Origin of the sequence: Bradyrhizobium sp. CCBAU 11386 (assembly GCF_028128955.1) — a bacterium.
In the GTDB taxonomy this organism is placed as follows: domain Bacteria; phylum Pseudomonadota; class Alphaproteobacteria; order Rhizobiales; family Xanthobacteraceae; genus Bradyrhizobium.
On record NZ_LBKA01000234.1, the window covers coordinates 45722 to 57456 of the forward strand.

13 protein-coding genes are annotated in these 11735 nt (G+C 64.5%); 11 read left to right on the forward strand and 2 right to left on the reverse strand.

The window, feature by feature from the left end:
* Positions 1–351: 351 nt before the first annotated feature.
* From XI09_RS23745 to XI09_RS23755, 3 genes are all read left to right on the forward strand, one after another.
* Positions 352–1947: a DEAD/DEAH box helicase gene (locus tag XI09_RS23745; RefSeq protein WP_271569013.1), complete on the forward strand. Its 1596-nt coding sequence runs from the start codon at positions 352–354 to the stop codon at positions 1945–1947.
* 23 nt (positions 1948–1970) lie between these two features.
* Positions 1971–2261, forward strand: a complete 291-nt coding sequence (infA, locus tag XI09_RS23750; protein ID WP_011084263.1) for a translation initiation factor IF-1 — start codon at positions 1971–1973, stop codon at positions 2259–2261.
* A 276-nt stretch (positions 2262–2537) separates the two neighbouring features.
* Complete coding sequence (locus XI09_RS23755) at positions 2538–2750, forward strand: cold-shock protein (protein ID WP_011084262.1); 213 nt, start codon at positions 2538–2540, stop codon at positions 2748–2750.
* Positions 2751–2927: 177 nt separating this feature from the next.
* On the opposite strand, the gene XI09_RS23760 is transcribed toward XI09_RS23755, so the two are convergent.
* Together XI09_RS23760 and XI09_RS23765 are read right to left on the reverse strand one after the other, a co-directional pair.
* Positions 2928–3419, reverse strand: a complete 492-nt coding sequence (locus tag XI09_RS23760; RefSeq protein ID WP_271569014.1) for a pilus assembly protein N-terminal domain-containing protein — start codon at positions 3417–3419, stop codon at positions 2928–2930.
* Between the two features lie 256 nt (positions 3420–3675).
* On the reverse strand, positions 3676–4503 hold the full coding sequence (locus XI09_RS23765) for a sterol desaturase family protein (RefSeq protein WP_271569015.1): 828 nt from the start codon (positions 4501–4503) through the stop codon (positions 3676–3678).
* Positions 4504–4771: 268 nt separating this feature from the next.
* On the opposite strand from XI09_RS23765, the gene XI09_RS23770 reads away from it, so the two are divergent.
* From XI09_RS23770 to XI09_RS23805, 8 genes are all read left to right on the forward strand, one after another.
* A complete protein-coding gene (locus XI09_RS23770; RefSeq protein WP_027544253.1) occupies positions 4772–4936 on the forward strand; it encodes a Flp family type IVb pilin in 165 nt (54 codons plus the stop codon).
* A 70-nt stretch (positions 4937–5006) separates the two neighbouring features.
* On the forward strand, positions 5007–5153 hold the full coding sequence (locus tag XI09_RS23775) for a hypothetical protein (protein ID WP_165448137.1): 147 nt from the start codon (positions 5007–5009) through the stop codon (positions 5151–5153).
* 122 nt (positions 5154–5275) lie between these two features.
* Positions 5276–5800, forward strand: a complete 525-nt coding sequence (locus XI09_RS23780) for an A24 family peptidase (protein ID WP_271569016.1) — start codon at positions 5276–5278, stop codon at positions 5798–5800.
* Between the two features lie 128 nt (positions 5801–5928).
* Entirely contained in the window at positions 5929–6729 is an 801-nt protein-coding gene (gene cpaB / locus XI09_RS23785; RefSeq protein ID WP_271569017.1) for a Flp pilus assembly protein CpaB, read from the forward strand.
* 11 nt (positions 6730–6740) lie between these two features.
* Complete coding sequence (locus tag XI09_RS23790; RefSeq protein WP_271569018.1) at positions 6741–8216, forward strand: type II and III secretion system protein family protein; 1476 nt, start codon at positions 6741–6743, stop codon at positions 8214–8216.
* A gap of 20 nt (positions 8217–8236) precedes the next feature.
* A complete protein-coding gene (locus XI09_RS23795; RefSeq protein WP_271569019.1) occupies positions 8237–8971 on the forward strand; it encodes a CpaD family pilus assembly protein in 735 nt (244 codons plus the stop codon).
* Positions 8968–10236, forward strand: coding sequence for an AAA family ATPase (locus XI09_RS23800; protein WP_271569020.1), 1269 nt, complete (start codon positions 8968–8970; stop codon positions 10234–10236). The genes XI09_RS23795 and XI09_RS23800 overlap by 4 nt, the downstream gene beginning before the upstream one ends.
* A 21-nt stretch (positions 10237–10257) precedes the next feature.
* A complete protein-coding gene (locus XI09_RS23805; protein WP_271569021.1) occupies positions 10258–11721 on the forward strand; it encodes a CpaF family protein in 1464 nt (487 codons plus the stop codon).
* Positions 11722–11735 lie beyond the last annotated feature (14 nt).

Here is an 11735-nt window from a genome sequence, read left to right on the forward strand (position 1 = left end):
AACTGGCAAAAATCGAAATTTCGCCGCAGTCTGATTGCTCAAGACTTGAGCAAATAAATTGTATGCTAATGTGGCAGACAGTTCATTTGTTGAGCAAAACGATGCTTCTGTCTAAATTTCCGGCACAATTATTTCTGCGCTGCAATCGCCGTTTAGGGCCAGCCTGCCTTGAAAGCGCCCGCTCAATGTTCCATATGAGCGGTCGAGACCTCTTGCGAATCAAGGGGTCGTTGCGAGCCGCGTGTTCTTAAGCCCTCTACGGGCCTCTGGCTTGCCCCATATCTCCCAAGCCATCCGACACCCTAAACACGCAGGTGTCTTCTCGACACCCGTTTGCGTGCGCCGCGCTGAATGCGCCGGGCGCCCGCTTTTGACATGGAAAGAACCCATCTTTTGACTTCGTTTCAGGACTTCGGCCTCGCCGAACCGATCGCGCGTGCTCTCTCCGAAGAGAACTACGTCACCCCCACCCCCATCCAAGCCCAGACCATTCCCACAGCGCTGACCGGCCGCGACGTCGTCGGCATCGCCCAGACCGGCACCGGCAAGACCGCGGCCTTTGCGCTGCCGATCCTGCACCGCCTGCTGGAGCACCGCATCAAGCCGCAGCCGAAGACGACCCGCGTCCTGGTTCTGTCGCCCACCCGCGAGCTGTCCGGCCAGATCCTCGACAGCTTCAACGCCTATGGCCGCCACATCCGCCTGTCCTCGACGCTCGCCATCGGCGGCGTGCCGATGGGCCGTCAGGTCCGCTCGCTGATGCAGGGCGTCGAAGTGCTGGTCGCCACCCCCGGCCGCCTGCTCGACCTCGTGCAGAGCAACGGGCTGAAGCTTGGCAGCGTCGAATTCCTCGTGCTCGACGAGGCTGACCGCATGCTCGACATGGGCTTCATCAACGACATCCGGAAGATCGTCGCCAAGCTGCCGATCAAGCGGCAGACGCTGTTCTTCTCGGCCACCATGCCCAAGGACATCGCCGAACTCGCCGACTCCATGCTGCGTGATCCCGCCCGTGTCGCGGTGACCCCGGTCTCCTCGACCGCCGAGCGGATCAACCAGCGTATCCTCCAGGTCGACTTCTCGGCCAAGCCCGCCTTCCTGACCAAGCTCCTGAAGGACGAGCCGATCAACCGCGCGCTGGTCTTCACCCGCACCAAGCACGGCGCCGACAAGGTCGTGAAGACGCTCGAGAAGGCCGGCATTGCCGCCAGCGCCATCCACGGCAACAAGTCGCAGAACCATCGCGAGCGCACGCTCGCCCAGTTCCGCTCCGGTGACATCCGCACGCTGGTCGCCACCGACATCGCCGCCCGTGGCATCGATGTCGACGGCATCACCCACGTCATCAATTTCGACCTGCCCAACGTTCCCGAGACCTATGTCCACCGCATCGGCCGCACCGCGCGCGCCGGCGCCGAGGGCACCGCGATCTCGCTGATCGCAGGCGGCGAGGAACTCAGCTATCTCCGCGACATCGAGCGACTGATCAAGGTGGCGCTGCCGCGCGAAGACCTCCGCACCGATGCCGGTCGCCGCGATGCAGGTCCTCCCCCGCCGCAGCAACGACAGGGCCGGCCGGGCCGCCCGGGCCAGCGTCCGCAAGGCGCACGGCACGGTGACGGACGGCGTGCCGACGAAAGGCATGCCGACGGACGCCACCATAGCGCCGGCAAGCAGGGCGATGGACGGCCCGGTGAAGGCCGGCATGGCGACGCGCGCCATGTCGACGGAAGGCATGTTGAAGGAAGGCCCGGCAGCGGCCCGAAGGCCTCAAAGGGGTCTCGTCGCCGCCGCTCCGGCGGCAAGATGCATTCTTCGCCGACCGACCGTCCGGAACAGCGTTCCGCGCATAGCGCTGGGACGTCTGATGGGATACAAGGCGTTGCCTTTTTGCGCCGCGAGAGTCGGCCGAACGGCCAATCGACCCGCAAACCCTACTCGCACTAGCCGTCCACGACCTGGAGACATTCATGGCTAAGGAAGAGCTGATCCAGTTCGAAGGACTGGTCACCGAAATCCTCCCCGACGCCCGCTACCGCGTGCAGCTCGATGCCGGACACGAGATCGTTGCCTACACCGCCGGCAAGATGAAGAAGAACCGCATCAAGACGCTCGCGGGCGACCGCGTGACGGTGGAGATGTCGCCCTACGATCTCGAGAAGGGCCGGCTGATTTTCCGCCACAAGGACGAACGTCCCGCAACATCCGGCGGACCGCCGCGGGGTGGCGCGCAGCGTGGCGGCCAGTTCCGTCGCCGCTAAGCGGCGAATGTTAATTCCGCGCGCAAGCGCGGAATTAAAATGCTGACCTGTATGCTGATCTGCCGCGCACATCGCGGCGGATCAAAAAATCGTGCGCGTCAGGATTGTTTTGAAGCCCCATTTCCAATAAAATGAATTAATCGATTTTCGGCCGGACGACATTGGCATCCACCGGTACAGCCGGTTCAGACACGCTGACGACCCTTCCAGAAATTCGATCTAACCTGCCCGCGCGAGCGGGCTCTTACATTGTGTTATCTGAGAAGGAACTACCCCGTGAGCATGGGAACCGTGAAGTGGTTTAACGCGACCAAGGGCTTTGGCTTCATCCAGCCCGACGACGGCGGCAAGGACGTGTTCGTGCACATCAGCGCCGTCGAGCGCGCCGGCCTCGGCACGCTGCGCGAAGGCCAGAAGATCTCCTACGAGATCGTGGCCGATCGCCGGTCCGGCAAGTCGGCCGCCGACAATCTTCGCTCCGCCGGTTGAGCCAACGGACCTTCGGTCCGGATCGGCTCGAGCGAACGAACCAAAGCAACAGAAAAGGCCGTGCGCGACGCACGGCCTTTTTTCATGTTCGACGAACCGAGAGAATTCTCCCTCGTCGGTGCGAGAGTCCGGACCGGACCGCACGATCCTGCCCGGCAATCCCGCCAATCGGTCTTGCTAGTTGGTCTTGGCGCCGGCGTTGCCGCTGGCACTGCTGCTCAGCGAACCGGCCTGGCTCATCGTGGTGTTGAAGAAGGCGTCGCTGTCGCCCAGCGTCACACGACGCTGGCAAATCGGCATGCAGCTATAGGACTCGCGCTCGACCCCGCGATAGACGGTGACAAGCCGGTCGCTCGGACCTTCGACCTGGATCTGGCGGTCGACCAGGATCTCGCCGCCCCTGTCGAGCGCGATGAAATTGGTGGCGCCGTAGCCCTTCCCGGTCACGACGATCATGCCGCCGGGCTGGAGCGTGACGTCGGCGATCAGGGGATTGCCGACCACGATGGTCGCCACCTTGCCTGGCAGCCGGACCAGCTTGGCCTGATCGACATTGACGGCGATGGTGTCGGCGGTGGATTCGGCAAGACCGACAGCCGGCGATACCAGCACCGCGGCCGCAACCAGAAGACACACGCGCGCATGGCGACGCAGCAGTTCTTTACGCATACTCTTACCCCCGGGACGTCACAAACCGGCAGAAGCGATCAGATAACAGCGGAGCCGGTGCCCGACCGCGCTAACCTGCCCTCAATTCGTGAACGTTCCGCAAATTCGCCGACTATTGTTTGAACGGACTGGCGTTTTACGGCCCTCGCAGGTTCCTAAAGCGCGATGAGGTCAGGATTCATCGTGATCGCGCTTCAGGTTATTGTTTGAGCGTGATCCTTTCGGAAAATCGCTTCACGCTTGTCCGGCTCATGCTCTAGCGGCGGAACGGATAGGCGAGCTGGCCCGCGATCTCCTTCGGCATGGTCGCTTCGTCCTTGCCGTAATCCTGCGGCAGCTGCCCCTCCGGCATGCGGAAGGTGCCGAACAGCACGTCCCAGAGCGGGAAGGTCCCGGCGAAATTGGTATCGCCGCCCTCCTCGAGCGCGGTGTGGTGCCAGCGGTGGAACACCGGCGTTGCCAGCACGTATTTGAACGGCCCGAAGGTCCAGTTCAGGTTGGCGTGCACGAAGGCCGAGTGGAAGGTCGTGAACGGGGCAAGCCAGACCATGACATTCGGGGAGATGCCGGCCATCAGCAGCACGACGTCGACCCCGATCGTGCCGAGCATGAGATTGACGGGATGGAAGCGGGCCGCCGAAATCCAGCTTATCTCCTCCGAGGAGTGATGGATCGCGTGATACTTCCAGAACTCGCCGCCATGGAACAACCGGTGCAGCCAGTACAGCATGAAATCCGACAGGATCAGGAATAGAGCAGCCTGGACCCAGAGCGGCAACAGCGCCAGCGGGCCGTGGCCATTGTCGTAGAAGGCGATGAGATCGTCGGCATCATGGATGTTGAAGAGGAGGCTCGCGCCGACGATCAAGAGCCCGATCCGCATGGTGCGGGCGAACACCGGAACGAAGAACCAGTAGCAGATGTCGGTGACGATCTCCCGCTTGCGCCACCAGGGCGTGCCGGGATTGCAGGCCCAGAAATGCTCGAGCACGGTGAAGACCGCCGCGAGCGCGAGGGTGATGGGGATCACCTTCGCGATGGTCTCGCCGAGCATCAGGGCGACTTGCATGGGCAGGCTCGACATCGTCGCCTCTCTTCCGAGTTGCTGGTCCTCCTACGCCTACTCCGTGAAATTTAAGGGAGGGTGAAGCCGGCGACGCACTTGCGGTACGTTCGGAACCTGAGCGAATTCCAGCCGGCGTCTTAAGGCGAAATTCACTCTGGGTAAAAGCATCGCGCAGGAATCGGGTTTGCACGATCGGATTAACTCTACCGAAAGAGCTCGGCTTTCATGGTCATCGCGTCAAAGACAGCGCCGAACGAGGCGATCCAACCCCAGATGGAGTTTGTTCATGAAGAACCTGATTGCGCGTTTCGCCAAGGATGAATCCGGCGCCACCGCCATCGAATACGGCCTGATCGCCGCCGGCATCGCGCTGGCCATCATCACCGTCGTCAACAACCTCGGCACCACGCTGAACACCAAGTTCACCTCGATCAGCACGTCGCTGAAGTAAGCGACCGACAAGCGACGGCAAAAGCCCCGGATCTCCGGGGCCTTTGTTTTTCCGAGTACGGCGAGTTCCAGTGGCGTTGCGCAAATACAGAACCGATGCCGCGGTTGCGGCGAGCGAGGCGGAGGCGGCGCAGACCGGCTCGCCGGCCTACTGGGTCTGCCTTGCACTGCTGCTTGCGACGCTCGCACTCGCCGCGCGCATTGCCAGCCTCTGGTGAGCCCGCCTTTCGCAGGGACGCCTGTCAAGGCCGCGGCCGCCGTTGTCGGTTTGTTTAGCACTGCCGGCTAGCATAGGGCGACGCCAGATCTCGCGACGAACCCCGGCCTCAAGACGCAGCCCATGATCCTCGACCTTGCGCGCCTTCTGCTCTTCCCGGCCTTGATGGCGTTCGCCGCCGCGAGCGACCTCTTCACGATGACCATCTCGAACCGCGTGTCGCTGGCGCTGGTCGCGGGCTTCTTCGCGCTCGCACTCGCCGGTGGCATGGCACCTTACGAGATGCTCGGTCATGTCGGCGCCGGCGCGCTTGTCCTGGTCGTAGCCTTCACCTGCTTTGCGATGGGCTGGGTCGGCGGCGGCGATGCCAAGGTCGCGGCCTCCGTCGCGCTCTGGTTCGGCTTCGCACAGCTGATGAACTTCCTGCTCTACGCCTCGCTGTTCGGCGGCGCGCTGACGCTGCTCCTGCTCCAGTTCCGGCAATGGCCGCTGCCCTACGGCCTCGCGGGCCAGGCCTGGCTCGCACGGCTGCACGCCAAGGAGAGCGGCATTCCCTACGGCATCGCGCTCGCACTGAGCGCGCTGATGGTCTACCCGGAGACCGAATGGGTGAAGGCGATCGACCTCGCTCACCTCGCACTGCGCTGAACGCTCCGGGTAAACCCGGCGTTAAGGCGATTTAGATACGCCTCATTAACCATGCTTTGACGAATAGCTGGTCAACTGCCGATTACGGCGGCGGCTGCGTCGCAGCGTTTTGTTGGAAAGTGAAGCGTATGAATAGGGCACGCATTGTCGTCCTGACGGTCGCCATCTGCGCCGGCGGTGTCGCCGCGTACCTGGCGAGCGGCTCGGACAATTCTGCGCCGCCTCCGGCGGCTCCGGTCGCGCAGCTTCCCACTGTCGACGTGCTGGTGGCCAAGAACGACATCGGCCTCGGCCAGACCGTGAAACCGGAAGACGTGCAATGGCAGACCTGGCCGGCCGCGACCGCCAGCGCCACCTTCATCCGCCGCAACGAGCGCCCCGAGGGCGTGACCCAGGTGACCGGTTCGATCGCGCGCGCCCCCTTCATCCAGGGTGAGCCGATCCGCGACCAGAAACTGGTCAAGGCCGAAGGCTCCGGCTTCATGGCGGCAATCCTGCCCACCGGCATGCGCGCGATCTCGACCGAGATATCGCCCGAGACCGGCGCAGGCGGCTTCATCCTGCCCAACGACCGCGTCGACGTGCTTCTGACGCGCCGCCTCAAGAACCCGGACCCAAGCAGCGGCGCCCCTGATGTCGTCACGTCCGAGATCATCCTGGCCAACATCCGCGTCCTGGCCATCGACCAGGCGCCGAAGGAAAAGGACGGCCAGAATACCGTGGTCGGCAAGACCGTCACCCTCGAGCTCAATCCCGCGCAGACGGCGACGCTTTCCGCCGCCCGCCAGAGCGGCACGCTGTCGCTGGCGCTGCGCAGCATCGTCGACGTCAAGATGAGCGAGATCACGCTCGATGATTCCGCACAGAAGCGCGATGGCGTTTCGATCATTCGCTACGGTATCCCAAGCTCGACGGCGAAGGCACGATGAGGGCAGTCGATATGAAATGCAGGGCAGATTTGGCGACGATGCGAACCTCAATGGTCCGCGCCCTGTCGTTTTCGGCCGCCCTCGCGCTGGTGCTCAACCCGGCGCTGACCCCCGTGGTCGCCGCCGACTACCGCCCCGTGGCGCCGGTCGCGGCCGACGGCCAGATGAACGCGCGCTTCCTCTCCCTCGGCGTCGGCAAGTCCATCGTGATCGACCTTCCGCGCGACATCAAGGATGTGCTGGTCGCCGATCCCAAGATCGCCAATGCGGTGGTCCGCTCGTCGCAGCGCGCCTACATCATCGGCGCCACGGTCGGCCAGACCAACATCGTGTTCTTCGATTCCGCCGGTCAGCAGATTGCGGCCTATGACATCGCGGTCAAGCGCGACCTCAACGGCGTGCGGGCGGCGCTGAAGCAAATCCTGCCCAATTCCGACATCCAGATCGACGGCCTCGGCGAAGGCGTCGTGCTGACCGGCACGGCGGCGAACCCGATGGAAGCGCAGCAGGCCAACGATCTCGCCGCGCGCCTCGCCGGCGGCGCCGACAAGGTCGTGAACTCGATCGTGGTCCGCGGCCGCGACCAGGTCATGCTCAAGGTGACGGTCGCCGAAGTCGCGCGCAACATCGTCAAGCAGCTCGGCATCGACCTCACCGCCAACCTGAACTACGGCACGTCTGTGGTGAGCTTCACCAACTCCAACCCGTTCACCGCTCTCGGCAAGAATCTGGTGGACGGCAACAGCCTGACCACGAGGTTCGGCGCGACGCCGTCGGTGCAGGCCACCCTGCGCGCGATGGAGACCGCCGGCGTGATCCGGACGCTGGCCGAGCCGAACCTGACCGCGATCTCCGGCGAGTCGGCGACCTTCATCGCCGGCGGCGAATTCCCGGTACCGGCGGGCTATGCGTGCGATCCCACGACGCATGTCTGTACCACCCAGATCAGCTTCAAGAAGTTCGGCATCTCGCTCAACTTCACGCCCGTGGTGCTGACCGAGGGCAAGATCAGCCTGCGGGTGATGACCGAGGTTTCGGAACTGTCGAACGAGAACGCAATCACGCTATCGCAGGCCGTGACCTCGTCGACGGTGAACTCGCTCACGGTGCCTTCGATCAAGACGCGCCGGGCGGAGACGTCGCTGGAGATTCCCTCGGGCGGTGCGATGGCGATGGCCGGCCTGGTCCAGCAGCAGACCAAGCAGGCGGTCAGCGGGCTGCCGGGCATGATGCAGCTGCCGATCCTCGGCGCGCTGTTCCGCAGCCGCGACTTCGTCAACAACACGACCGAGCTGGTCGTGATCGTGACGCCCTATATCGTTCGCGCCGTGGCGCAGAAGGACCTGTCGCGGCCGGATGACGGCTTCTCCGCGCCTGCCGATCCGCAGGTCGAGCTGCTCGGCAACATCAACCGTATCTACGGCGTGCCTGGCCGGACCGAACCGGCCCGGAACTACCGCGGCACCTACGGCTTCATCACCGACTAAAGCGGAACGGGGACTTCGTTATGACCACAAGACCACCCCAGATTCGCAGAGGCGCCATCGGCTTCGGTGGCGCGCTCGTCGGCATTGCGCTTGCGCTCGGCGGCTGCCAGCACGACGAAGCGGTCACCGCCTCCATTCCCGACAGCTACAAGCAGCGTCATCCGATCGCGATCGAGGAGCAGAACCGTTCGATCGTCGTCTTCGTCGGCCACGCCCGCGGCGGGTTGACCGCGGCCCAGCGCGCCGACGTGATGGGTCTGGCATCGGCCTGGCTGCATGAAGGCACCGGCGCCATCCATATCGACGTGCCGTCCGGTACGCCCAACGCGCGTCCGGTCGCGGAGTCGATGCGTGAGATCCAGGCGATGCTGGCGGCGGCGGGCGTTCCGCCACGTGGCATCATCGCCCGCCCCTACCAGCCGGAAGACAAGCGCTTCCTGCCGCCGATCCGGCTGACCTATTCCAAGATCGCCGCGGTCGCGGGCCCCTGCGGGCTGTGGCCGGAGGACATCGGCCCCTCGATGAAGAACAAGAGCTGGTTCGAGAACAAGGAATACTACAATTACGGGTGCGCCTATCAGCGCAACCTCGCAGCCATGGTCGACAATCCCTCGGACCTCGAGCAGCCGCGGCCGGAGACTCCCTCCTATACGATACGGCGCACCGCTGCGTTCGAGAAGTATCGCAAGGGGGTGCCGACGGCGGTCTCCTATCCTGAGGCCGACAAGGCCAAACTTAGCGACACCGGCCGATGATCAGCTACGCCAGGCAAACACAGGAAGAGCAGCCGGAAGCAGCTTCGCCACCGGTCGAGGAGCATATCGCGCCTGCGCCGCGCGTCTCGGTCCAGGCGTTCTGCGAGACCGTGGAAACTGCTGCCGCGGTACAGTCGGCCGGCGAGGATCGCCGTCTCGGCAAGGCCCACCTGAAGATCCAGATGGGCGGCATGGCGGCTGCGGTCGAAGCCTACCGCTCGGCGCCCACGCCGAACGTGATCGTACTCGAGAGCGACGGCCGCAACGACCTCCTGGGCGGGCTCGACCAGCTCGCCACCGTCTGCGACGCCGGCACCCGTGTGGTCGTGATCGGCCGCATCAACGACGTCACGCTCTATCGCGAGCTGGTGCGCCGCGGCGTCAGCGACTACGTGCTCGCGCCGGTTGGCGCGATCGACGTCGTGCGCTCGATCTGCAACCTGTTCTCCGCGCCGGAAGCCAAGGCGGTCGGCCGCATCATCGCCGTGGTCGGCGCCAAGGGCGGCGTCGGCGCCTCCACCATCTCCCATAACGTCGCCTGGGCGATCGCGCGCGACCTCGCGATGGACGCGGTCGTCGCTGATCTCGACCTCGCCTTCGGCACCGCCGGGCTCGACTATAACCAGGACCCGCCGCAGGGCATTGCGGACGCCGTGTTCTCGCCTGATCGCGTCGATACCGCCTTCATCGACCGCCTGCTGTCCAAATGCACCGACCACCTCAGCCTGCTGGCGGCGCCGGCGACGCTGGACCGGGTCTATGATTTCGGCACCGACGCCTTCGATGCCGTGTTCGACACGTTGCGCTCCACCATGCCCTGCATCGTGCTCGACATCCCGCACCAATGGTCGGGCTGGACCAAGCGCGCTCTGATCGGGGCCGACGACATCCTGATCGTGGCGGCGCCCGACCTCGCCAATCTGCGCAATGCCAAGAACCTGTTCGACCTGTTGAAGGCCGCGCGCCCCAACGACCGGCCGCCGCTCTACTGCCTGAACCAGGTCGGAGTGCCGAAACGTCCCGAAATCGCCGCTGCGGAGTTCGCCAAGGCGATCGAGAGCCAGCCGGTCGTCTCGATCCCGTTCGAGCCGCAGATCTTCGGCTCGGCGGCCAACAACGGCCAGATGATCGCGGAGATCTCCGCCAACCACAAGTCGATCGAGATGTTCCTCCAGATCGCCCAGCGCCTGACCGGTCGCAGCGAAACGAAGAAACAAAAGTCGTCCCTGCTTTCACCCCTGATTGAGAAGTTGCGGGGAAAATAAGCCGCCGCATGGAGTCGTTAAGTGTTTGGTAAGCGTAGCGGAACAGACACCGACCTTCGGGCCCCGAAGCCCGGCGCCGTGTCGCCAGAGCCTGCCCCGGCTCCGGCGCCGACGGTGTCGCGCGCGCCGCCCCCGCCGGCCGTCGCCTCGCCGCCGCTTGCCCCGGCAAGACCTGCGCCGGCCATGGAAACCCGCCGCTCGGACAATTACTACGAGGTCAAGGCGACCATCTTCGGCGCGCTGATCGAAGCCATCGACCTCGCCCAGCTCGCCAAGCTCGATTCGGAATCGGCCCGCGAGGAAATCCGCGACATCGTCAACGAGATCATCGCGATCAAGAACATCGTGATGTCGATCGCCGAGCAGGAAGAGCTGCTCGACGACATCTGCAACGACGTTCTGGGCTACGGTCCGCTCGAGCCGCTGCTGTCGCGCGACGACATCGCGGACATCATGGTCAACGGCGCCAACACCGTCTACATCGAAGTCGCCGGCAAGATTCAGCGCACGGGCATCCGCTTCCGCGACAACCAGCAGCTCCTCAACATCTGTCAGCGCATCGTCAGCCAGGTCGGCCGGCGTGTCGACGAATCCTCGCCGATCTGCGACGCACGTCTCGCCGACGGCTCCCGTGTCAACGCCATCGTGCCGCCGCTGTCGATCGACGGGCCCACACTCACCATCCGCAAATTCAAGAAGGACAAGCTGACGCTGGATCAGCTCGTCAAGTTCGGCGCGATCTCGCCGGAGGGTGCGGAAATCCTCCAGATCATCGGCCGCGTCCGCTGCAACGTGCTGATCTCCGGCGGTACCGGCTCGGGCAAGACCACTCTGCTCAACTGTCTGACCAATTATATCGAGCACGACGAGCGCGTCATCACATGCGAGGACGCGGCCGAGCTCCAGCTCCAGCAGCCCCATGTGGTGCGGCTGGAAACCCGTCCGCCCAACATCGAGGGCGAAGGCCAGGTCACCATGCGCGAGCTGGTGCGCAACTGCCTGCGTATGCGCCCCGAACGCATCATCGTCGGCGAAGTCCGCGGCCCCGAGGCATTCGACCTGCTTCAGGCCATGAACACCGGCCATGACGGCTCGATGGGCACGCTGCACGCCAACAACCCGCGCGAGGCGCTGTCGCGCTGCGAATCCATGATCACGATGGGCGGCTTCTCGCTGCCGTCGCGGACCATCCGCGAGATGATCTGCGCCTCGATCGACGTCATCGTCCAGGCCGCGCGCCTGCGCGACGGTTCGCGCCGCATCACCCACATCACCGAGGTGATGGGCATGGAAGGCGACACCATCATCACCCAGGACATCTTCCTCTACGACATGGTCGGCGAGGACGCCAACGGCAAGATCATCGGGCGGCATCGCTCGACCGGCATCGGCCGTCCGAAGTTCTGGGAACGCGCTCGCTATTACGGCGAAGAGAAGCGCCTTGGCGCCGCGCTCGACGCGGCGGAAGTGGCGGAGAAGACGTGAGCAGGTCAGCGCCA

What these genes read in the sequence shown, in the direction of transcription:
- XI09_RS23800 (WP_271569020.1), top strand. Translation starts at nt 8,968, where the DNA reads ATGATCAGCTACGCCAGGCAAACACAGGAAGAGCAGCCGGAAGCAGCT.
- cpaB (WP_271569017.1), top strand. Translation starts at nt 5,929, where the DNA reads ATGAATAGGGCACGCATTGTCGTCCTGACGGTCGCCATCTGCGCCGGC.
- XI09_RS23760 (WP_271569014.1), bottom strand. Translation starts at nt 3,419, where the DNA reads ATGCGTAAAGAACTGCTGCGTCGCCATGCGCGCGTGTGTCTTCTGGTT.
- XI09_RS23770 (WP_027544253.1), top strand. Translation starts at nt 4,772, where the DNA reads ATGAAGAACCTGATTGCGCGTTTCGCCAAGGATGAATCCGGCGCCACC.
- XI09_RS23790 (WP_271569018.1), top strand. Translation starts at nt 6,741, where the DNA reads ATGAAATGCAGGGCAGATTTGGCGACGATGCGAACCTCAATGGTCCGC.
- XI09_RS23765 (WP_271569015.1), bottom strand. Translation starts at nt 4,503, where the DNA reads ATGTCGAGCCTGCCCATGCAAGTCGCCCTGATGCTCGGCGAGACCATC.
- XI09_RS23745 (WP_271569013.1), top strand. Translation starts at nt 352, where the DNA reads ATGCGCCGGGCGCCCGCTTTTGACATGGAAAGAACCCATCTTTTGACT.
- XI09_RS23780 (WP_271569016.1), top strand. Translation starts at nt 5,276, where the DNA reads ATGATCCTCGACCTTGCGCGCCTTCTGCTCTTCCCGGCCTTGATGGCG.
- XI09_RS23795 (WP_271569019.1), top strand. Translation starts at nt 8,237, where the DNA reads ATGACCACAAGACCACCCCAGATTCGCAGAGGCGCCATCGGCTTCGGT.
- infA (WP_011084263.1), top strand. Translation starts at nt 1,971, where the DNA reads ATGGCTAAGGAAGAGCTGATCCAGTTCGAAGGACTGGTCACCGAAATC.